We start from the raw sequence: 22,271 nt of genomic DNA on the forward strand, positions 1-22,271 counted from the left end.
ATAAAAAACCAGCAAATTTGCTGGTTTCTTTGCTGCCCATATATTGACTATTCGTCAGCGTGATCACATGTATCATTGGTGCAATGACCATAAAGGTACAAGCTATGGTGAGTCAGCTTGATATTATGACGCATGGCGATTTCGTCTTGACGACGTTCAATTACGTCGTCAGAAAACTCAATAACTTTATCACATGTTAAACATACCAAATGGTCATGGTGTTGTTGAGTTGACATTTCAAACACCGCTTTACCACTTTCAAAATGATGACGATTTAGAATGCCTGCATCATCGAACTGGTTTAATACTCTGTATACAGTAGCAAGGCCAATTTCCTCACCTATTTCGAGTAACTTTTTATATAAGTCTTCTGCACTGATGTGCTGATTTTCTGGTTCTTGCATCAGTTCTAGAATTTTAACTCGCGGCAGAGTTATTTTTAATCCGGCTTTTTTGAGCGCTTGATTTCCATCTGTCATTGCTAATCTCTTGATTGCAGAACCAATCGGTTCATCGGTGGATAATCTAATCATTATATGTCTTGAGTTTAAAAACATAAACCTCTTAAGGTGCTTTATCAACCTATATGGAGATTATTTAGTAAAACACCCACTTAAGTTGATATTATTTGTTAAGGATCTCTCAATAAGCTTACTTATACTAAGGGATTATTGTGTCTATTTTGCTATCCGCTATTATTATGGCATCAACAAAATGAATTTTATGTGAATTTTTTGACCGTCGAATGACAACATTTTGTAACGTGAGAGCGTATTTTTGATATGGTTATTAAACGTTAATGACATTCTATGTTACACCATCACAATAAAGGACAAACAATGTACCGGCAAATTGTCGTGCTGACCGGCGCAGGTATTTCAGCTGAGTCGGGTATGAGCACATTTAGAGATCAACATGGCTTGTGGGAACAGCATCATATTGAAGATGTTGCCACCCCAGAAGGCTATGCCAGAGATATAGAGTTAGTCGAGCGGTTTTATAATACCCGTAGGCAGCAATTAAACAGTGGCGAGGTTGCGCCTAATGCTGCACATTTGGCATTAGTAAAACTTGAAGCAGAATTTACGGGTGAATTGCTAGTGATCACCCAAAATGTTGATGATTTACATGAGCGAGCTGGGTCCAAACGTTTACTGCATATGCACGGTGAATTAGCAAAAGGCCGTTGTCCACAATCATTACAAACATTTGTATTACGTGAGCCTTTTGGTGTGGACAACTGTTGCACTTGTTGTATTCCTGCGAAACGTTTACGGCCACATATTGTGTGGTTTGGGGAAATGCCTTTTGGTATGGATAGAATTCACGATGCGTTAGACCACTGTGATTTATTTATTGCTATTGGCACCTCTGGTACGGTTTATCCGGCGGCAGGCTTTGTCGACAGTGCCAACCATCATGGTGCTCAAACCGCGGAAGTTAATCTAGATCCAGCAGATCGTCATAGCCAGTTTCAATATCACTTTACCGGTAAAGCGGGTGAGATTTTACCTCAGCTAGTTGAAGATATTTTAGCGGGTAAAGTGATTGGCAGTGAGTGACGTGTTGGTTAATTCGATTGCTGGAGATGCCATCCAAACCAAGTTAGTGATTATTATGCGGGGCCTACCAGGCAGTGGTAAGTCTTATTGGGTTGAACAATTTATTGTTTCTCAAGGCGTTGAACAGGCGATTCATATCCGTCAGTATGGCCTGTTCTCAACAGATAGCTATTTTTATCAGCAAGGGAAATATCGCTTTATTCCGCAAAAATTAGCGCAATATCATCAGGCTAATTTAACGGCATTTATTCAGGCATTAGCGCGTAATGAGCCTATGGTTATTTGTGATAATACCAATATCGCGAAGTGGGAGTTTATAGCTTACGAGGCGGCTGCGAAAGCGTTAGGGTATAAGGTTAACCTAGTGCTGGTGGGACATCCAAATGACGATAAGCATCAACAACTTTGTGCGCAACGAAACCAACATCAAGTGTCATTAGTGCATATTAAAAAAATGGCCAAATTGTTTGAACAATAGTTGTTTGAACGAGAATTGTTGGGCTAGGTTGTGAGGTCACAAAAATAAAAAGGCGCATAACGCGCTTTTTTATAGGTTTAAACAGACCGTTTTGCTACCGAGGCAGTGGTTAAATCAATCCTATAGAGTGCAAAGCCGGCTAAATGTCAGCGGGTTTCGGCCACTCCGCCATTTAGCCTTGTTGATTATTACTAACAAACTTGTCGGCAACATCGCTGTATTGAGTTTCAAAACGAATGTCTAATGTAATAGTTGCATTGTCGATAGGGTTAAAATCCCAGTTATAATCAGCTGACGGGTCAACGATCCGATCATATCCGCCAATCGCATTTAGTTGTGATTGCTTAGTCATATCATGTGATCATGCATCATGGTTGGTATCTGGTCGTTCAAGCACTATGTGGTCAGAACGGGTACCAGAAAATCCCCCCTAAACGCACAGTGTTATTTGATGCCACGACAAATAATATTGTCGCTAAGTCACGTTCTTGTAAGACAGGTCACCTTCCTCTTTTTGTACCTATTAGCTTGTATCGCCTTCAACATAACGTCCTCCGGCCTTGAACTGCGCTCGTGTTATTTGAGCATTAGAGATAACTTTAGCTCTTGGGTCATCATGCACCAAGGTTAAAAACCATTACATGCTTGCCACAACAACGCCAATAGGTTGGTTTAAGGACTCGATAGTGCTCTTGTGTTCGATTTCAACCGCGTCACGTAAGTTATCTTCAGCTTCAACGAAGGCTTATTTATTCGCATTGTCGCAGGTAGGATGTGCTTTAGCACTTGATTTTTCATGAATCATGGTCAATTTTTCTTCAATTTGGCGTTTGACTAAGTCAATGCCTAATTCAAAATATTTACTGCTTTGTTTTTATCCGATATTCCAAAATGGATTGCAGAATTGTGATCCAGCCACTCCTATTAACTAGAGTATTTGCACTATATCACGTTATTTAAGCGTGGCGTTCTTATACTCGAACACTAGTCAGCTATGGCGAACAATACGTCAAACGGATAATTACAATAGGCTGACAAAGGGCAGAAGGGATTGTCTTCTGGGGTTAAATGACAAATTTAAGAGTAATGTATATGTTAAATAAGAAAGTATTAGCGGTAGTGATTTCTGCTGCACTTGGACTAACCGCTTGTAATGGTGATGACGAGATTGTTTACGTTGATAAACCGATAGATAGTGCTATTTCGTCTACGGTTGCTGAAGGTAAGACGTTATCAAATACACCCGATATCATCGTAAAAAGTGCAATTCAAGATGTTAGTGAAGTGACGATTACCATCGCTGCGACATCCGATTTACACGGGCGTCTCTTTGGTTATGACTATGCTATCGATGGTGAAGACAAAGATGCAGGCCTAACACGTATAGCCACTCTACTTAAAGAAGAAAAAGCCAAAACCAACAACATGATCTTGATTGATATCGGTGATACCGTTCAAGGTAACTCTGCACAGCTATTCAATGATCATCCAACCCATCCAGTTGTTTCAACACTTAACGCCTTAGATTATGATTTATGGGTTCCTGGCAACCACGAATTCAACTTTGAAAGAGAGTTTATTGATCGTAACCTTGCTCACTTCAACGGTGCCGTGGTATCAAGCAACATCAAGTGGGAAGAGAGTAGCACTAATTACATCCGCTCTTTTCAAGTATTTGAAGTCGACGGCGCTAAAGTGGCTATTGTAGGTCTAACACCTTCAAATATACCCAACTGGGAAGCTTCAGCTCCGGATCACTTCAAAGGTCTAAAGTTTGATGAAGAATTAGCATCAACCCAAGCGGCTGTTGATACATTGATAGCAAAGCATCACCCTGATGTTATTGTTGGTGCTTTCCACCTAGGCAGAACTTCTGGTGGCGGCACTGGTGTTTACAAAATTGCTGCTGCTATGGCAGATCAATTCGATGTTATTATCGCAGGCCACGAGCACGCAACCTATATTGAAAGCATCACTAAAAGTGAGGTTGGGGCCGATATTGTTACTCAAGATATTTCGGCAGAAGGAAAACACTCAGCGGAAGATAAAACCCTTGCGGGTGTTTATGATGAATCTAATCGCACAAACAGCGTTAAGATTATCGAACCCGGTAAATGGGGCTCTGCGTTAGCCAAAGCTGATATCAAACTTAAAAAGAACGCTGCTGGCAAATGGGAGATGGTGGATACCACACTCGCGAATATTTCTACATATAATATTGAGCAAGATACCGATATAAGTGCTCAGTATCAATATGTCGATGATATGGCTAAAACTGACGCGCAGGAAGTGATTGGTAAAGTCGTCGGTGTGTTTACCCCTGGTGGCGGCGCTGATGAAGCGGTTCATGAAGATATCAACAACGAGGTAGGCAGACTCTATACCACTATCCATACAGCCAAAGTACAAGATACCCCGCTAATGGATTTCATCAACGCGATTCAGTTACAACAATCAGGCGCTGATATTTCGGCAGCATCGCTATTCTCTGATGGTTCAAACCTTATTGACGGTCAAGATTACGCTAAGAAAGATTCTACCCGTTTGTACAAGTACGATAACACCTTAATAGGTGTCAATATTACTGGTGAAAATCTAAAACGCTATATGGAATGGTCATACAGCTATTTCAACCCATACAAGGATGGTGACATTACGGTCTCATTCCGTAAGGGCGCGAAGTCATATAACTATGATCAGTTCGATGGCAAGATTAACTTCGTGGTCGATCTCACTGGCGATGTACTCACCATGGACGAGAATTATAAGGTCACCAATGAAGGTAGCCGCATTGATATTTCTGAAATCAATGGTGAGCCATTTGATCCTAATGCAACTTATAAATTAGCACTTAACAGTTACCGATACGGTTCTCAAGTGAAGAAATATGGTTGGGTGTCTGACACTGGAGAAGATAAATTCTACGACTCTGTCAACGAAACTACTTACGCCATTCGTGACATGCTAACTGGATTCGTGCTAACCAATAAGGCGGTTAATGCTGGAGATTACATCAACAACAACTGGGAGTTTAAGCAGTACCAAGCCAATGGTGCCATTACACTCGCTCGTACTGATAAAGGCGCTGGTCAAGCACTTTGGACTCAGCTTGTGAATAAGGAGATCTGTGTCAAGATTGATCCTGAAAACCCTAAATACCCAGGGATTCTTCACTCAGTAAACTTCAACGATGCTTCTAGCTACTTTGCTAATCCTAACAAGGATAATGCAGATCAAGATAAAGTATATGAAGGTTGCGTAGAAGCTCCATAATCTAAAAATGTCATTGATAAAGGCCCTGCAACGGGTCTTTATCCGCTCTAGCTCCAAATAACACTCGCTTCAAAATTTGCAGAAATATATTAACGTTTAGCAATAAGCTTTAAAGAACGCCCTTGTTAACAAAGCCTATTGCTAAATTTGAATGTAATTGAATTGATATTAACCATACTCACTTTATTGAGGCTTTTTAATGAAAGACTGCCTATGTTAAAAGACTACCGCTTTGCCATCCTAATCACCTTCATCTCAACTATGATATTTTATTTTTCCCCCAGCTTGAGTGAAAACTTTAAAGCAAAATCATCATTGCAACAGAGTTTTGTTGAAGCCATAGTGACCGATGTTGTGAGCAACGAACTAGCACCCGATCTTAGGGTGCCTTCGATATTAACGGGTAAACAAGTCTTTAATGCGGAAATATTAGAAGGTCCAGAAACCGGTAAGATAGTCGAAATTCAAAATCCTCTTAGCCGCCAACACAACGTGCTGGTTGAGCAAGGTGATGTCTTTATCATGATGATCCGTATTACCGGACGAGAGAAAGTCTATTGGGCTTACAACCACAAGCGCTCAACGGCCATCTATTGGATGGGATTTTCCTTTGTACTGCTATTACTCTCCTTTGGTAAGAAAGAGGGATTTCACTCAATCGTGTCACTTTACTTCACCGCGGCGCTTATTATAGGGGTGCTTATACCCAGCATCTTCGCAGGATTTAATCCGGTGCCTATCACCATTATTTTGATGGGTATCAAAATCGTGGTTAATTTTATCTTAGTTTCAGGTTATAACCGCAAAAGTTTTTGCGCTATGGGTGGCACCTTGTTGGGGGTTATTGCAGCAGGCATCATGGCGCAAGTCTTCGGGGAATTTGCCCACCTGTCGGGTATATACCTAGATAAAGGTGAGGATGTTATCTATATATCCAATCAAGTACTGCAGGTGCGCTGGTTAATGTTCGTCGCCATTATGATATCGGCATTAGGTGCGGTTATGGACGTAGCCATCTCCATTGCCTCTGCTTACAACGAGCTTAGGATTACCGACCCAAAACTCTCACCAACTCAGTTGATGCGGGCTAGTATGAATATTGGTAGAGATATCATGGGCACCATGACGAATACGTTAATCTTGGCTTTTGCAGGCAGCTCTCTCACCACGATTATGATGGTTTGGGGTTTAGACATGCCTCTGACTCAGTTTATCAATACCCCAGTTATCGCATTGGCAATTATCCATGCGCTCGCGGGCAGCGTCGGTATTGTACTGACTATTCCACTTACCGCATGGTTAGCTAGGTATATGCTAAGCCCATCAAGTGTTATGCCAAAAGAGGCAGTCGCAACAGCCACTGATTCAACTGCAGCCGACGTCATCACTAACGCCATTAATATTGAGCCAACCACGGCACTTAACCCTGCGAATGAAAACTAATGCTTACTGCATTAAAATGCTCATGACTCATACCCGCAGATCTTTGGAGATTTTTTATTGTCGAACTCGTTGTCATTATTCAATATATTTGTGTTTTAGTGATGGTTGATCATGGCGAGTGTATATATGGTCAGAATTAATAGGATTGTTAGAGTCATAAAATTATTATTAAGCTATTTATCTTGAGTCAAATTAATCCAATAAAGGCCGAGTTGAGCTATAACTTATTTGTTCTGTTTATTTGTTCTGTTTATTTGTTCTGGTTATTTGTTCTGGATATTTGTCATTAATGATAGCGGTTTTAGATTAATAAAAACCGCTATCATTTTTATAGGTAAATACTGAGCATTTTAGTAACCGATGGCGGCAGAACCTGAACGTCTTGGATCTGACGCCCCAAAAAGACCTTGTTCTGTCATCATTATTGATTGGGTACTGCCCATCGCATTTCCTACTTTGACTTTGTGACCTTTTGCTTCAAGTAATGAAATGGTATCGCGATTTAATGTATGTTCTACCCAAATAAAATCGGGTAACCATTGATGATGCATACGCGCAGCGGCTGTCGCTTCAGCAATATTCAACTTATGGTCGATGACGTTCATGATCATTTGTAGGGTAATATTAATAATGCGCGAACCACCTGGGCTGCCGGTGACAATATATGGCTTACCATCTTTCATCACAATCGTTGGGCTCATTGAACTAAGAGGACGTTTATTGCCTTCTACTGCATTAGCTTCACCACCAATTAACCCATAACCATTAGGTGTACCAGGTTTAGCCGAAAAGTCATCCATTTCATTGTTTAATAACATACCCGTACCTTTAGCGACTAGGCCTGAGCCATAACTAAAGTTAAGGGTATAAGTATTAGCAACCGCATTGCCCCATTTATCGATAATCGAAAAGTGAGTGGTTTGATCGCTCTCATATGGAGCCAGTTTTCCGGGTTTAATTTCGCTGCTGGGTGTGGTTTTATTAATGGATATTTTACTGGCTATATTTTTAGCGTATTCAGGGCTTATCAATTGTTTCATGGGGACTGAGACAAAATCTGGGTCGCCTAAATACTCACTACGATCAGCATAGGCATATTTCATGGTTTCGGCCATAAGATGCAAAGTATCTGCGCTATTGTGGCCTAATTTATCAATGGGGAATTGCTCGAGTACTTTGAGCATTTCGATAATATGAATGCCGCCTGAAGAGGGTGGTGGCATAGAGACCACTTCATAACCACGGTAATGACCTCGTACAGGCTCACGTTCAACGACTTTATAGTTTGCAAGATCCGTAAGACTCATCATGCCGCCGGCATTGGTAACAGCAGTAACAATTTTTTCCGCGGTTTCGCCTTGATAAAATCCTTTACTGCCTTTTTCTGCGATTAACGATAATGAATGGGCTAATTCTGGCTGTTTAAAGATCTCATTGACTTGGTAATTACTGCCGTCACCATGGTAGAAAATTTCTGCTGAACTTGGCCATTGGGTGATCCGTGACTTAAGGCCACTAAGAGAGTTTGATAAATCAGAGGTTACCGAAATACCGTCTATGGCTAACTTCATGGCAGGGGCAATAACCTGTTTCATGCTCATGGTGCCATATTGCGTTAACGCAAGTTCCATCCCCATCACGGTGCCAGGAACACCAACGGCTAAACCATGTTCACGACTGAGTTTATCGACGGCATTGCCTTGCTCATCAAGGAAGATATCTTTATAGGCTTTTGCCGGTGCGGTTTCACGGTAATCGATGGCAATGGTTTTATTTTGCTCCGCTATATGCACCAGCATAAAACCGCCACCACCGATATTACCCGCACGAGGTAATGTCACTGCAAGCGCGTATGCCACTGCCACAGCAGCATCAACGGCATTACCTCCTTGTTTCAAAATATCAACGCCAATTTGACTTGCTAATGCTTCTTGGCTTGAAACCATGCCATGCTTAGCATAGATTGGCTGAGCCGTTGCCATTTCACTAAAAATGGATGTTTCGTTTGCTTGGCTGTCAGCAATATGAAGCGCAGGATAACAAAGTGTCAGTGTTAATGCGGTGCTCAAAAAAAGCGGTGTTAATTTAGGGAGTCGAGTCACGATCAATCCTTGGTGTGTATTGAGAAGATACTGTGATAGAACATGCCACATGAGAGCAATAATTGGTATGAGTTTTTAGGCCTAGAGCATTATTGATAATAGGGACAGTGTGGGTGAAAAAAACACAAGCACGAGTTTATAAATATAAGTTTATTAACAATATTAGTGATATAGACAGTAAAGTATGGCATGACTTTTTTGGCGTGGAACATCCTTTTACACGTTATGAATATTTATCTGCACTCGAAATGAGCCGATGTGTTAGCGCCGAAACGGGCTGGACACCTATGCACCTTATGGTGATGGATGCGGATAATGTTGTGGCATTGATGCCGCTCTATCTTAAAACTCATTCTTGGGGCGAGTATGTGTTTGATTGGGCTTGGGCTGAAGCGTATGAGCGCCATAATATAGACTATTATCCCAAACTGGTGAGCAGCATTCCATTTACACCCACAACGGGTCAGCGTATAGGCTTCAATTCCGAGCTTTCAACCCTCGAGCAGCAACAGCTTATTGGCCATATTCAAACTTACTTGTCGCAAGCGGTAATTAAACACAATTGGTCATCTTGGCATTGTTTATTCACCACGCCCGATCAACAGCAACAGTTGACACAAGCCGGGGTAATGGAACGGGTTGGTTGCCAGTTTCATTGGCACAACCAAGGTTACGTTGATTTTACGGACTTTCTTGGTACATTAACCTCTCGTAAACGTAAAAACATCCTCAAAGAGCGAACCTTAGCAAGACAACAGCTAGCGTTTCGCTTTGTTGATGGCGACAAGGCCACTAGTGAACAGTGGCAGGGTTTTGTTCGCTGTTATCAAAATACTTATTTAAAGCGTTCTGGTCACACAGGTTATTTATCGCCAGCTTTCTTTGAACAGATAGCGGCAACGATGGGAGCGTCAATACGGTTATTAATGATTGAAAATATTGAAGGACAATTAGTCGCATCGGCACTGTACTTTGTTTCAGGTACGCATTTATTTGGCCGCTATTGGGGAGCATTAACCGAATGTGATGGGGTGCATTTTGAAGCCTGTTACTACCAAGGAATAGAGTACGCCATCGCCAACAAATTAGCGGTATTTGATGCAGGTGCCCAAGGTGAACATAAGGTGGCTCGAGGATTTTCCCCGGTCAAAACCACCTCAAGCCATTTTATTGCCCATGAAGGCTTTAATGAGGCAATTGGCCATTTTTGTGAGCAAGAGCAATCACACATTGATATTTATATGCAGCAAATGTGCGAACAACTGCCGTATAAGACTAATGATAAATGATAAATGATAAATAGAGTCGTTCAGTATGGGTTAGCCTAGTGCTAACCAGATCCCAACAAGTACCATTAAGCTTCCCGCGATACGGTTCATTAAGCGAATGTTATCTCCCCGGCTTAGAAATAGTCGTAAGCTTTTACCGCCACTAGCATAAGCTAGCATAGAGACGCTTTCGGTTATCATAATAATACCGAGTAATACCGCCAGTTGTGGTCCTACGGCATTATCGACATTGATAAATGGCGGTAATAACGAAATCATAAACGCCCAACCTTTGGGGTTGGCAATCGCGGTAATAAATCCTTGGCTGATTAAACTGATGCGACTGGCTTTCACTTCAAGGCCAGTGATGATGGCCATTTTGCCTTTAGCGCGCCACATATTAATGCCAATGTAGCCAAGGTACGCACCACCAACCCACTTAAGAATGTCGAACAATTGCGGGTAATTTAGCATGATGCTGGCAACCCCAAGTACTGCTGCAATGGCGACCAAGGCCACGCCCACTAATTCACCCAACATCATCCACAAGGTTTTTCGCACGCCAATACTCATGCCTAGGGTCATGGCTAACGTCATGCACATACCCGGAGTGATAGAGACAAAAAAGAACGTCGGAATAAAAACGGCGAGTACAGCGTAATCTGGCATTGAAAAATTCTTTGGTTAACGAAATAGATGGCAGAGTGTAATAGGCTAAAATGATAAAAACCAGCATTTTGCTGGTTTTTATGTATCACTGAGTGTCTAAAAACTAGAGCACGCCGCGCTTGATTTGATCGCGTTCAATGGATTCAAATAACGCTTTAAAATTACCTTCACCAAAGCCGAGGTTATTTTTACGCTGAATGATTTCAATGAAGATTGGCCCAAATAAGTTTTTGGTGAAAATTTGTAATAAATACCCATCTTCATCACCATCAACCAAAATCTGATGGTGCTTGATACGATCGTGATCTTCTGTCACCTGTGGCAACTTCTCAAAAATGGTGTCGTAATATTCAGGAATAATATCCAGTGTTTGGATTGAGGTATCTTCCATTGCATCTAATGAGGCGACAATATCACGACTTCTGAACGCCAGATGTTGAACGCCAGGGCCATTGTATTCACCCAAATATTCATCAATTTGATTTTTGTTATTGCCTTTACCTTCGTTAATTGGAATGCAGAAGCTGCCATCTGGAGAACGAAGTGCATAAGACACAAGCGATGTTTGCGCACCACTAATATCAAAATAACGTACCTCGGTAAAACCAAAAATATCTTTATAAAAGTTAGCCCACTTTTCCATGGTGCCTTTGTAGACATTGTTGGTCAAATGGTCGACCTCCATAAAGCCTTTCTCAGGCGTGATGACAGGTTGCTCTAAATCGACAAAGTCAGTTTGATAAATATTGTTTTGTTCACCAAAGGTGTCGATAAAGTAAATTAAGCTGTCACCAATACCGTAAATGGCCGGGTATGGCATGTCTTTATTGGCATCATCTGCGGGTTTTGCACCACGAGCTACCGCTTCTGTAAAGGCAAAGTTAGCATCTTCAACGCGCCAACCCATGGAACAAATTGCCGGACCATGAGACTTGGCGAATTGAGCAGAAAAGCCTGCACGGCCTTTATTCAATAAAAAGTTAATGTCGTTTTGTTTATAGTAAACAATGTCATTATCTTTGGCTTTTTTTAGCATTGAAAAACCAAAATCAATAAATACTTGGTGCATATATTCAGTATCTGGACTGGCAAATTCGGTGAATTCAATGCCTAACAGGCCCAGTGGGTTTAGTTCGCTTGCCATTTTGTCTTCCTCTATTTTATGTCAACACGTCATCACTCTTAGGTGACTTGGGGTAGAGATAAATGTGATCTTAGTTTTCTAACCAAGAGCGGTTGTAATCATCACTCATGCAATTTTTAACATGAGAGGTTAAATTTAGTGGGGCGAAGGTATCGACCATCACCGCATATTCGTAGGTGTCTTTTTTGCCGATAGAGGCTTCTGTGCGACCAGGTTGAGGCCCATGTGGAACACCTTTTTGGTGTAAGGTCATGTAACCCGCCTCAATACCGGTGCGGCTCATAAAATCGCCGTCGACGTAATACAAGACTTCATCGCTGTCGATGTTGTTATGGTAATAAGGTGCAGGAATCGATTTAGGGTGAAAGTCATAAGGACGTGGCACAAAATTACAAATAACAAAGTTATGGGCGCTGAAGACTAAATGCTCTGACGGCGGCAAATGAATTTTACCTACTTTAGGTGCATATTCGCTAATGTTGAATGCCCATGGATACACACACCCATCCCAGCCGACTAAGTCAAATGGATGCCATTGAAGTGTCATTTCTTGGTAGCGCTCACCGAATTTACACATTAACGGAAACTCACCTTTTTCAACCACTGCATCAGTCAAGGTTGGCGTACGAATGTCTCGTTCACAGTAAGGAGCAGACTCCAACATTTGGCCATATTCGTTTCTAAAATGCTTTGGCACTTCCACCATGGACGATGATTCGATAACAAATAAACGCACATTTTGATAATCGTTAAATTTCAGCTGGTAAGTTGTCCCGCGAGGAATAATTAGGTAATCCCATTTTTGGGTGTTGATCACCCCATATTCACTGAGTAGTTGTCCTTCACCCTCGTGAATAAACACCACTTCGTCAGCATAGGCATTGCGATAAAACGCCTTGGTGTCTTCAGTGACTTTAGCGGTATACATCGCCACGTCATTATTGAAAAAGATTTTATTACGGGCGCTGAAAAAGTTGCCTTGGCAGTCGGCTTGGCGCGAGTCTATTTTGTAATTTTGGATCAGTGGGTCTTGCCATTGTTCACCATGAGATAACGAGTAAGGTTGAACGTCTATCGCTTTGGTTGGCATATTGTGATGGTATTTATTCGAATAAATATTCGAAAAGCCATGAGTTGAAAATAATTCTTCACGATACAGCTCACCATTGTCTTTTTCGAAGGCAATATGGCGTTTGGTCGGGATCTGACCTTGCTTAACATAGAATGGCATGTGGTTGTCCTATGGTGGAGCGACTGTGAGTGTCGTGATGTTTGTAATACGATTGGTATTGATTGTTATGGCCTAATCGCATTGGGTAAATCAATTTGTGATCTAACTAACAATTTAGTGGTAAAGATCAACAAAAAAAAGAATAATAAAAAGCTTAACTCAATCTATTTATTAGATTGTTATGTTAACTTTACATTAGTGTACGAATAACGAGACAGTGGAAATCTTATGCGAATAGATATTGATGCCTTTAATGTACTGCAAGTGCTTGTTGAAGAAGGAAGTTTTTCGAAAGCTTCTGAGCGCTTACATAAAGCGCAATCGGCGGTTAGCTATCAAGTTAAAAAATTAGAGCAACATCTTGGGGTCACATTATTTAACCGCGATAATTATCGCGCCGAATTAACCCCTGAAGGCAAGGTTATTCTGGCTGAAGGGCAACGATTACTGCAGCATTTAGCCAATATTGAACATCTGGCCAGTCGTTTTAGTCAGGGGTGGGAGCCTAAGCTTGAGTTAGTGATAGACGGTGCTTTACCGATGGAACCGATCATGACCGCGCTTAAGCGCATGTCAGAACACAATATACCCACTAAAGTGCAGCTTAATATGGAGTTTTTAGGCGGCGTACAGCATCGCTTTGAGCGCGACCAAGCAGACTTAATGTTGGTCAAGGATTATCGTACTGGCCCCTCGTATCATCCTAAACCGTTACCTACGATTACCAGCGTGCTAGTGGCGTCATCACAACATCCATTAAGTCAGTTAAAAGGCATTAGTTTGCCCGAGTTACAACAACATGTTGAGTTAACCATTGAAGATTCATCTCCTGGTAAACGTGACCGCGATGAAATGCAGTTTGGCGGCGATAAAGTATTTTATTTGTCAGGTTTTATCATGAAAAAAAATGCCTTACTAAAAGGTCTAGGTTTTGGTTGGATGCCGGATTTTTTAATTGCTGAAGAATTACATCAAGGGCAACTGATCGAGATTGATTTTATTGGTGGTAACCGCTTTAGTTTTACACCGCAATTAGTGTCCACACTTGAACGTCCGCTGGGGCGAGCAGGGCAACTATTTACCGAGCTTATTCTGCAAGAATTTGCTCGATATCAACAGCAACAACAATCAGGGTTAAGTGGAGCCGGATTAGGGTAAACATTGGCATAATTCTATTAACTAACATAGAGATAATACAACGTGGATCCAGTATGTTGATATATTGTTATGTTAAATCGCCGATCATTTTGTTACCTTAAATCATACGTATCGAGCAATGCCTTATCGATGTTGGGCGATTGCAAACATTAAATAAATTTTTAGGGAATGAAAATAAGCATGAAAAGTCATGAAGTAGATTATGAAATTATTGGTTCTAGCATGCAGCTGGTTGAAGTTGAATTAGACCCAAATGAGTCTGTGATTGCTGAAGCGGGTGCCATGACCTATGTCGAAGAAGATATTGGTTTTGAAGCCAAGATGGGTGATGGCTCTGAGCTAGAATCTGGTTTTTTTGGTAAGTTACTTGGTGCGGGGAAACGGGCCATTTCCGGTGAGGGTATTTTTATGACCCACTTTACCAATGAAGGCCAGCAGAAACGTAAAGTGGCTTTTGCGGCGCCGTTTCCGGGGACCATTTTGGCGATAGACTTAGCTCAACATCAAGGCGAGCTTATCTGTCAAAAGGACAGTTTTTTAGCGGCAGCCTTAGGCACGCAAGTGAGCATGAAATTTAATAAGCGCTTAGGAACCGGGTTTTTTGGTGGTGAAGGATTTATCCTACAAAGCCTTAAAGGTGATGGCATGGCGTTTGTGCATGCGGGTGGGACACTGATAAAAAAAGAATTGCATGGTGAGACCTTGCGGGTCGATACGGGTTGTTTAGTTGGATTTACTCCCGGGATTGATTATGACATTCAGCGTGCAGGCTCGTTAAAGTCGATGGTATTTGGCGGAGAAGGCCTGTTTCTTGCCACTTTAAAAGGTCATGGGACTGTGTGGTTACAAAGCTTACCGTTTTCTCGTATGGCTGACAGAATTATTGCTCATGCGCCTTCAAATGGCGGTAAAGATCAAGGTGAAGGTTCAGTACTCGGTGGAATAGGGCGGATGATTAACTAATCGGGATATTAGCATTGAGTGCTCAGACGATTATAAGTCATCGCGCCGATTTAGTCTGAGCTGTCCTTAAAGGGATTGAATAATTTTTGTGTGCCCAAAATGCGTCAATGGCAATTAAAGGTTGTCGATGCTATTAGGCAAATAAAAACCGATAGCATTAGGCTATCGGTAATTAAGAATAGCGGCAGTTCACATGTCATTAATAAGTGGGTTTCGCGATAATAGTTTGCCCGATAGGGGTTAAACTTAACAAGGCCAACTTAATGTGTTGTATCGCAAAGGGGATCCCAATAATGGTGATGAAACAGGCTAATGCATGCACTAAATGACCAATAGCGAGCCAAATCCCAAAACATAAAAACCATAGCACATTACCCACTAAGCCTAGTGTGCCAGTACCAATATCTTCTTGGCCAGAAATGTGTTTGCGGTTAACGGTTTCTTGTCCAAATGGCCAAAAAGCTAATTCGCCAATAACAAAACAGGCTCTGCCAAAAGGGATGCCAATGATACTGATAAAGCACAGTACCCCCACAAGCCACCAAGCAAGGCCCATAACAAATCCACCCATTAAAAACCAAGCAATATTAAAGATTAAGCGTAAAAGTGACATTTTCATTCCTATCAAGAGTCAATATTAATTACTATATAGCGATAACTAGCGATAATCATGCCATTATTATAAGCTTATGATTCTAATTGTTTAAATGTTATTTTCGACATTGAGTGTCTGTTAGGTCTGACAATTAATACAAATGAATCGATGAGAATTATCATTTTTTAGTTAAAATACCCATATTACAGTTGATTGAGAGAAGACATGTTTTCGATAAGCCCAGTAGAGTCGATGAACTTTGACGGCCACACCCTCTACATTAAGCGGGATGATTTATTGCATGCTGATTTCAGTGGCAATAAAGCACGTAAGTTTTATCATTTTTTGCATCATGATTATTCATATGTGACCCGCCTAGTAGGGGCCGGTTCTGCACAAGCTAACTCTTTGTATTCATTATCTGTGCTGGCTAAGCAGCAGGGCTGGCAATTTGACTATTACGTTAGCCATATTAGCAAATTTTTACTACAACACCCCCAAGGCAATTACGCTGCCGCGATACAAAATGGGGCTAATATTATTAATGTTGCTGAGTTGCCATATGCCGATAACATAGCCGGCATGCATTTAGATGATGTTGTGCAATACATTATGTTATCAACTCCGACTTACGCCGATAAACAACATCTACTGTGTATTCCTGAAGGTGGGCGCTGTGAATACGCAGAAACGGGTATTGCGCAGCTTGCGAGTGAAATTATTGAGTGGGCTCAGATTAGACAACAAATTAAGCTCATGGTTTTTTTACCTTCTGGTACCGGCACCACAGCAGCTTATTTAAATAAGCAACTAATACAACAGCTCGCTCAATTGCAATTAACACCAGTACTTACCATTGAGGTATTAACCTGCAGCACGGTTGGCGGTGATGATTACTTACGCCAGCAATTTTCACAATTAATTGATGAAGTTTATTATCCTCACATTGTTAGTGATGGGCATAAATATCATTTTGGAAAATTATCGCAACGTTGTTTTGATATGTGGCAAACCGTATGTCAGTCTGGAATTGAATTTGAGTTGTTGTATGACCCTGTCGGATTTTTAGTCTTACAACATTATTTGAAGACTAATACGTTGACTAATACTGATATTTTATATGTACATCAAGGTGGGATATTAGGAAATAAAACGATGTTGCCAAGGTATCTACGAAAGTTTTCAAATTCGATTAACGCTTCATGACAACGAAAACGTAGTCACGCTCTAATTTTCGTCAGATTTACGACGATTAAGAAAATTAACTCATTGATAAAATGGGTTTTGTGTGAGTTTCGTTAGGTTTTTTGTTCTTATTCGACTGAGGTTTGAACTGGAGTAGTCGTAAAGTAGTAATTCATTTTGCTCTGTTTTAATAAACATCGGTAATTGAGAGGAGAATACCGAGAAATGAGTTTATTAAATACCAGAGCAAATGATTAACGCTTAGCGTTAGGGATATTACTTATTTGCAGAGATTAACCATTTCATGAAGTTCATTGCTTCAATGCGCTTTGAAAAGGTCTTTTTGTTTTTACCTAAGCTGTCGGTAAAAGCAATTGAGTTTTTGTTTGACGAAATAGAATTAACCGGGAAGCTAACTGAGATTTCGTGTCCATTCATGTTGTATGACATTGGTCACACTCCTTTTTATATATTCACCATTAGGTGAGACAATTGTTCAATAAAATATCCTTGGCATTTTTTAGTGTTGCGAAAGATTAATGTTTCGAGATTTAACTTACCCTATCTTTTACTCACTAATCAAGTGTTGTTATGTCAATAGTTGATTAAGGTCTACTTTGTGTCAGCAACATTGATGTTGTGACATAACCTTAAGGCACTTGATACAAGTGGCACTTAATTTTGTAAGTTGAACATAGTTTTATGACAGCAAGATTACGTGGATAGAAATTATCGTATCAACATAGATCAATTGAAAATCAAAAACGATGAACATAAGCTTGTCTTGGGTTTATTTACGAAGTGAAGTTGAGCAGACTTACAGGTAGGTAACCAAAATTAACAAGAAAACTAAATCTGCATGGATAATATACTGAGTGTTTGCATATGGCAATAGTCTTTTTCAAATTTTAATCAAATTAAAGCTCATTTCGATTAAAAAATAAGCAATGGGGCCAGCTGTGCGGTTGTTTATACTTAAAATAGCCTGTGATGCGGACATTTTGTAAAAATAGATGATGAGCATGCTCATCACTTATGCTCTACCTAACGGTGTTAACAACGTAAGCCCAGCTATGCACTAATCATGTCTAAACCACCCTAGCTTAACTTTGTTTACTGAAACAAATTAAGCTAAGGAACTTCAAAACGGAATAATAAACGTTTATTAAACCGCACCTATAACTCTAGATGCGTAGCATTGGCCCAGAACTTCAGCAATTGATGATTCAATATACCTTGCTAGCAAAACAAAGGCTAAGTTCACTGTTAATAACCTGAAGATAGACTGAATTTATCCGTTTATCACATTTGATATTACGATTTTAAATTAATAAACCAATGATTAATAAAGTAAATCGCCAATTGGATTTAATAACTTACTTATGCCTTTAGTAAAATATAAAGGGGCATCAACAATGGTATAACACAAACAGCCTTCAAGTGTTTTAGGAGAATGTTGATGTTCTTTGTCGAGCAACATAAAATCACCAGGTTTATAAGTGTTGTAACAGTCGCTGAACTCTCCTGCGAGTAGTAAGGTCAGTTCTGCACCTTTATGAGTATGCTCAGGGATCTCACCATTAGCAGCTATGTGTAACAAGCTTGCTCTTGCTTGCGGCTCACCGGTATCGAGTCGTAAACGACTGACTTTGCCAATACCTTGCCAAGAAGCGTTAATTTTTTTACGAAAAACTCTTGGCAGTGGGTAATGATGACCTTTAATGCTGACACTGTTATCTTCAATGCTATTGTCGGTATTAGGTTGCGCAGCTTCTAAGGTATCTAAGGTTGAATTCAAGAACTGGGCAAGCAATGCATCTAGCTGATTATTATCAGTGCTATCAACCGATTGAGGTGCCGCAGTTGTATTAAATTGCTGGTCAGACAAGGTAATCGTCATTTGATCGAGTTGCTGTTGGCAATGTTGGCAAAATTCGGCGTGAGCAGAGATTGCCATCGACATAGACAGTGGAAGTTCGCCTTTAGCATGGAGAGACAGTAAATGCGGGTCTGGGTGGTAATTAATCATAGTGTTTCTCCATAAAACTTTTTAATTTTTCCAATCCTAGTCGAAGCCGAGATTTAACGGTGCCGATTGGAATATTAAGTTTATCTGCTAACTCTTGCTGAGTAAGCTCTTGCATATAGATGCCTTGGACTACTTGACGCTGCAGAGGAGGTAACTCTTTCACGTGCTGTAATAATGTTGCCGATAACAAAAAATCTTCATCATTATGTTCAGCGTCATCGGACTCAAATAAAGGCCAAATATCATCACCGAATGAATCTTCACGGTTATGTTGTACTTTACGAAGCATATCAAAACATTGATTGCGCATAATGGTAAACACCCAAGTACTTACCGCTGCTTTATCAACGTTGTATAGATGAGCTTTGGTCCACACTCGAGTCATGGTTTCTTGTACTAAGTCCATGGCTAAGCCTTGTGTGCTTAAACGTTGAACCCCAAAAGAATTAATTTTTGGGGAAAAATGTGAAAAAAGCTTAGCAAAAGAGGTTTTGCATCGATTGTTAGCTACTTTCATCATTAATGCAGCTAGTTCATCTGCTATTGGATTGGGTTCGTCTGTTTTCATAGCACCATTTCGATTAATTAAGGGTCTTTGTACAAGAGACCTCTTATCATAACCAATTTGTACGCTTTGTGATTGAACATTTTCCATTATTTTCACTCGCATCCAATAAATAAGTCATTAAGCTTAAGCATTTACTTTATTTATGCCTTAGCTCGTTCAAACTGAACAAAACATAATTCACAAATTTATACGCTGCGTAGTAGAGTTCAGATCACTCGTTGAGATTATTTTATAATATCGAGTAAGAATGATTTAGCTAATCTATGGTCATGACTATTAATACACTGATATTTTTCTTTTGAACTCAGAGGGATAATTTCAAGCCAACGTTGACATACCCAAGCGATATCATTAAATTTTTCTTCCGAATAATGAGCAAGATGCTGAGGATATTCCTGCAAAATCTGCTTCAAAGTACTGCTGAGCAGCTTATCTTTTTTACGATCTATCTGATGAATGTGTGGTTGTGCATTTTGTTGTTCAATAATATCGCTCGGCCAAGAATCAATTAAGCTCACATCTGCTCGCTTTAAACCGTCATCATCAACGCTGATTTGGTTAATTGTAAATGTTTTTTGACCTTGAATACTGATACCCAGTAAGCCGTCTTCAAGCATTTCGAAGTCGATTATCTTGGTCAATGTACCGATAGGTAAGATGGATTTGTTATCATCAGCCAACATGCATAAGCCAAAACCTAAACCACTTTTAAGGGATTCGGAGACTAAGCGTTTATATCTCGGTTCAAAAATGCGCAATTGGGTATACCCCTGCGGTAATAAGCAAATAGTTAATGGGAAAATAGGGATTATCATAGCTGCCTCCATATGACACTTAGTCGGTAATTTGATCTGTCATACGCTTCTATATGGGTTAACGATCATCTTTCTCTGGGGTATGATCAACCCAAATCAGATTATTGGGATCAATCGTTAAAGCGGATAACTTCATCATAAAGCGTTGTTTAATACTGGCATCAATGCTGGGTGTTCTTGATAAAATCCACGCATACTGGTCATTAGGGCCAATGACGAGGGCATCTGTGTAACGACCATTTTGGGCTTGAACGATGTCGTGGATTTGGTATGCACCATAGAATGGTCCGAAAAAAGAGACTTTTAGCAATCCTTGATTAGCGCCATTAATGAAATATGCTTTGCCTGTTGCCTGATCCCAGCGTTGCTTATCTTGTTTATATCCTCGATTAATAACCACAAGCTTGTCACCTTGCTGGTTATACTGCGCGGTCACGTTTGACATGTTGCGCTCAAATGAGTGATCAAGGCGGGCAATTTCATACCAAGTTCCTATGTATTGCTCAATTTCAAAAGGTTTGACGACATCAACTGGTTTGTCAATCAGTGTACATGCTGATAAACCCAGTAAAGAAATACTGATGCTAAAAGTGCGTATTGTTTTGGAAAATAATGTCATGTTGAAGCCTTAACTGAATGGTTAATACAATGGGAATTTATTGACCCAGAAAATAGAGTACGTATTGAGGTTGGTTATTGATCTTGTTTAATAAATTTTTTTCATTTTCGGTCACATAAATCTAGGTCTAACAACGATTATTGGTATTTTTTAAGTATAATTATAATTATTATTAATATTTGAAGTTGTATATTAGGTGGAAGTCGTTCATGAAAAAAGTGCTTGATACGGTTGATCAACGAACTAAGTTAGTGGGCGAAAATCGTTTAGAATTATTGTTATTTCGCATTAGTTCAAGTCAATTATTTGCTATTAATGTATTTAAAGTCAAAGAGGTAGTTAACTTACCTCCGTTAAATACCGTACCTGGTAGCAATCCTAATATTTATGGTGTGGCTAACATCAGAGGGATCTCGATCCCGGTGATTAATTTACGTGAAGCGATTGGTTTTTCACCCATGCCGGTAACCGAAGATAGCAAATTGATTATTACTGAATATAACCGCAGTGTGCAGGGCTTTTTAGTGGGTAATGTCGAGAACATTATTAATATGACGTGGAGTGATATTATGCCGCCACCCAAAACCGCTGGCGGAGATAACTACTTAACGGCGATAACAAGAATTGAAGATCAAGGGCAAGTGCGTTTGGTGTCTATTATTGATGTTGAAAAAGTGTTGGCTGAGATCATCGATTACGATGTGAAATTAACCGATGGGGTGCTCGACGAAGCGTTAGCGACGCAAATGCTTGGCCGTAAGGTATTAATCGTTGATGACTCATCTACTGCACGTAAGCAAGTAAGAGATACATTAAGTCAGCTAGGCCTTGAGATTGTTGAGGCGTCAGATGGACTTCAAGCGTTGCAATTACTGCAATCGTGGGCGGATGAAGGTCGTGATGTTGCAAATGAATTATTAATGATGATTACCGATGCAGAAATGCCTGAAATGGATGGTTATAAGTTGACCTTCGAAGTTCGTAATGATCCCAGAATGACATCGTTATTTATTACACTCAATACTTCTCTTAGTGGTAGTTTTAATCAAGCTATGGTGGAAAAAGTCGGCTGTAATGAATTTATCTCTAAATTTCAACCCGATTTATTAGTGCGCGTGGTCCAAGATCGTTTGCGCACTCTTATTGGCTAAATATTGGCTAGTCGCTAG

At 40.4% G+C, this 22,271-nt stretch carries 21 protein-coding genes; 9 read left to right on the forward strand and 12 right to left on the reverse strand.

Translation table 11 applies throughout. The annotated features are described in order from the left end of the window. Positions 1–47 precede the first annotated feature (47 nt). On the reverse strand, positions 48–479 hold the full coding sequence (gene fur, locus AAEY93_RS00670) for a ferric iron uptake transcriptional regulator (protein ID WP_101034645.1): 432 nt from the start codon (positions 477–479) through the stop codon (positions 48–50). Between the two features lie 360 nt (positions 480–839). Between fur and cobB the strand changes: the two genes are divergently transcribed. Next, positions 840–1,562, forward strand: coding sequence for a Sir2 family NAD+-dependent deacetylase (gene cobB / locus AAEY93_RS00675; RefSeq protein WP_124013865.1), 723 nt, complete (start codon positions 840–842; stop codon positions 1,560–1,562). Between the two features lie 31 nt (positions 1,563–1,593). After that, positions 1,594–2,040 (forward strand): AAA family ATPase, encoded by a 447-nt coding sequence (locus AAEY93_RS00680; protein ID WP_164839561.1) that lies wholly within the window; start codon positions 1,594–1,596, stop codon positions 2,038–2,040. 172 nt (positions 2,041–2,212) lie between these two features. Here AAEY93_RS00680 and AAEY93_RS00685 read toward each other — a convergent pair whose 3' ends face one another. Further along, complete coding sequence (locus AAEY93_RS00685; protein WP_124013864.1) at positions 2,213–2,392, reverse strand: hypothetical protein; 180 nt, start codon at positions 2,390–2,392, stop codon at positions 2,213–2,215. A 740-nt stretch (positions 2,393–3,132) separates the two neighbouring features. Between AAEY93_RS00685 and AAEY93_RS00690 the strand changes: the two genes are divergently transcribed. Beyond that, positions 3,133–5,313 (forward strand): bifunctional metallophosphatase/5'-nucleotidase, encoded by a 2,181-nt coding sequence (locus AAEY93_RS00690; RefSeq protein WP_233768505.1) that lies wholly within the window; start codon positions 3,133–3,135, stop codon positions 5,311–5,313. 213 nt (positions 5,314–5,526) lie between these two features. Then, on the forward strand, positions 5,527–6,756 hold the full coding sequence (locus tag AAEY93_RS00695; RefSeq protein ID WP_124013863.1) for a YibE/F family protein: 1,230 nt from the start codon (positions 5,527–5,529) through the stop codon (positions 6,754–6,756). A gap of 350 nt (positions 6,757–7,106) precedes the next feature. Here the strand turns inward: AAEY93_RS00695 and ggt are convergent, their stop codons facing one another. Next, positions 7,107–8,858 (reverse strand): gamma-glutamyltransferase, encoded by a 1,752-nt coding sequence (gene ggt, locus AAEY93_RS00700; RefSeq protein ID WP_124013862.1) that lies wholly within the window; start codon positions 8,856–8,858, stop codon positions 7,107–7,109. Between the two features lie 113 nt (positions 8,859–8,971). Here ggt and AAEY93_RS00705 point away from each other — a divergent pair, with 113 nt between their 5' ends. Beyond that, positions 8,972–10,147 carry a GNAT family N-acetyltransferase gene (locus AAEY93_RS00705; RefSeq protein ID WP_124013861.1) on the forward strand — a complete coding sequence of 392 codons (1,176 nt, stop codon included), beginning with the start codon at positions 8,972–8,974 and terminating at the stop codon, positions 10,145–10,147. 30 nt (positions 10,148–10,177) lie between these two features. Here AAEY93_RS00705 and AAEY93_RS00710 read toward each other — a convergent pair whose 3' ends face one another. From AAEY93_RS00710 to AAEY93_RS00720, 3 genes are all read right to left on the reverse strand, one after another. Beyond that, positions 10,178–10,795, reverse strand: a complete 618-nt coding sequence (locus AAEY93_RS00710; RefSeq protein WP_124013860.1) for a LysE family translocator — start codon at positions 10,793–10,795, stop codon at positions 10,178–10,180. A 103-nt stretch (positions 10,796–10,898) separates the two neighbouring features. Next, complete coding sequence (gene hppD, locus AAEY93_RS00715) at positions 10,899–11,939, reverse strand: 4-hydroxyphenylpyruvate dioxygenase (protein WP_101030847.1); 1,041 nt, start codon at positions 11,937–11,939, stop codon at positions 10,899–10,901. A gap of 70 nt (positions 11,940–12,009) precedes the next feature. Next, complete coding sequence (locus AAEY93_RS00720; protein WP_351074434.1) at positions 12,010–13,170, reverse strand: homogentisate 1,2-dioxygenase; 1,161 nt, start codon at positions 13,168–13,170, stop codon at positions 12,010–12,012. 228 nt (positions 13,171–13,398) lie between these two features. Between AAEY93_RS00720 and AAEY93_RS00725 the strand changes: the two genes are divergently transcribed. Further along, on the forward strand, positions 13,399–14,328 hold the full coding sequence (locus AAEY93_RS00725) for a LysR family transcriptional regulator (protein WP_124013858.1): 930 nt from the start codon (positions 13,399–13,401) through the stop codon (positions 14,326–14,328). A gap of 174 nt (positions 14,329–14,502) precedes the next feature. After that, positions 14,503–15,291, forward strand: coding sequence for a TIGR00266 family protein (locus AAEY93_RS00730; RefSeq protein WP_124013880.1), 789 nt, complete (start codon positions 14,503–14,505; stop codon positions 15,289–15,291). A 199-nt stretch (positions 15,292–15,490) separates the two neighbouring features. Here AAEY93_RS00730 and AAEY93_RS00735 read toward each other — a convergent pair whose 3' ends face one another. After that, positions 15,491–15,904, reverse strand: coding sequence for a YccF domain-containing protein (locus AAEY93_RS00735; RefSeq protein ID WP_101030855.1), 414 nt, complete (start codon positions 15,902–15,904; stop codon positions 15,491–15,493). A 207-nt stretch (positions 15,905–16,111) separates the two neighbouring features. Here AAEY93_RS00735 and AAEY93_RS00740 point away from each other — a divergent pair, with 207 nt between their 5' ends. Continuing rightward, positions 16,112–17,092: a 1-aminocyclopropane-1-carboxylate deaminase/D-cysteine desulfhydrase gene (locus tag AAEY93_RS00740; RefSeq protein WP_124013857.1), complete on the forward strand. Its 981-nt coding sequence runs from the start codon at positions 16,112–16,114 to the stop codon at positions 17,090–17,092. A gap of 255 nt (positions 17,093–17,347) precedes the next feature. On the opposite strand, the gene AAEY93_RS00745 is transcribed toward AAEY93_RS00740, so the two are convergent. From AAEY93_RS00745 to AAEY93_RS00765, 5 genes are all read right to left on the reverse strand, one after another. After that, positions 17,348–17,521, reverse strand: a complete 174-nt coding sequence (locus tag AAEY93_RS00745; protein WP_164839471.1) for a hypothetical protein — start codon at positions 17,519–17,521, stop codon at positions 17,348–17,350. Positions 17,522–18,413: 892 nt separating this feature from the next. Further along, positions 18,414–19,100, reverse strand: a complete 687-nt coding sequence (locus AAEY93_RS00750; RefSeq protein ID WP_124013856.1) for a ChrR family anti-sigma-E factor — start codon at positions 19,098–19,100, stop codon at positions 18,414–18,416. Further along, the gene (locus AAEY93_RS00755; protein WP_101030861.1) at positions 19,093–19,755 is read right to left on the reverse strand and encodes a sigma-70 family RNA polymerase sigma factor; all 663 of its coding nucleotides are present in this window, start codon (positions 19,753–19,755) and stop codon (positions 19,093–19,095) included. The genes AAEY93_RS00750 and AAEY93_RS00755 overlap by 8 nt, the downstream gene beginning before the upstream one ends. 137 nt (positions 19,756–19,892) lie before the next feature. Beyond that, positions 19,893–20,483 carry an LON peptidase substrate-binding domain-containing protein gene (locus tag AAEY93_RS00760; protein ID WP_101030863.1) on the reverse strand — a complete coding sequence of 197 codons (591 nt, stop codon included), beginning with the start codon at positions 20,481–20,483 and terminating at the stop codon, positions 19,893–19,895. A 58-nt stretch (positions 20,484–20,541) separates the two neighbouring features. Further along, on the reverse strand, positions 20,542–21,102 hold the full coding sequence (locus AAEY93_RS00765) for a lipocalin family protein (protein ID WP_335686227.1): 561 nt from the start codon (positions 21,100–21,102) through the stop codon (positions 20,542–20,544). Positions 21,103–21,311: 209 nt separating this feature from the next. Between AAEY93_RS00765 and AAEY93_RS00770 the strand changes: the two genes are divergently transcribed. After that, on the forward strand, positions 21,312–22,253 hold the full coding sequence (locus tag AAEY93_RS00770; protein WP_124013854.1) for a chemotaxis protein CheV: 942 nt from the start codon (positions 21,312–21,314) through the stop codon (positions 22,251–22,253). The last annotated feature ends 18 nt before the right edge of the window (positions 22,254–22,271 follow it).

Source organism: Shewanella sp. CAL98-MNA-CIBAN-0140 (assembly GCF_040309905.1).
Taxonomy (GTDB): Bacteria; Pseudomonadota; Gammaproteobacteria; order Enterobacterales; family Shewanellaceae; genus Shewanella; species Shewanella psychromarinicola.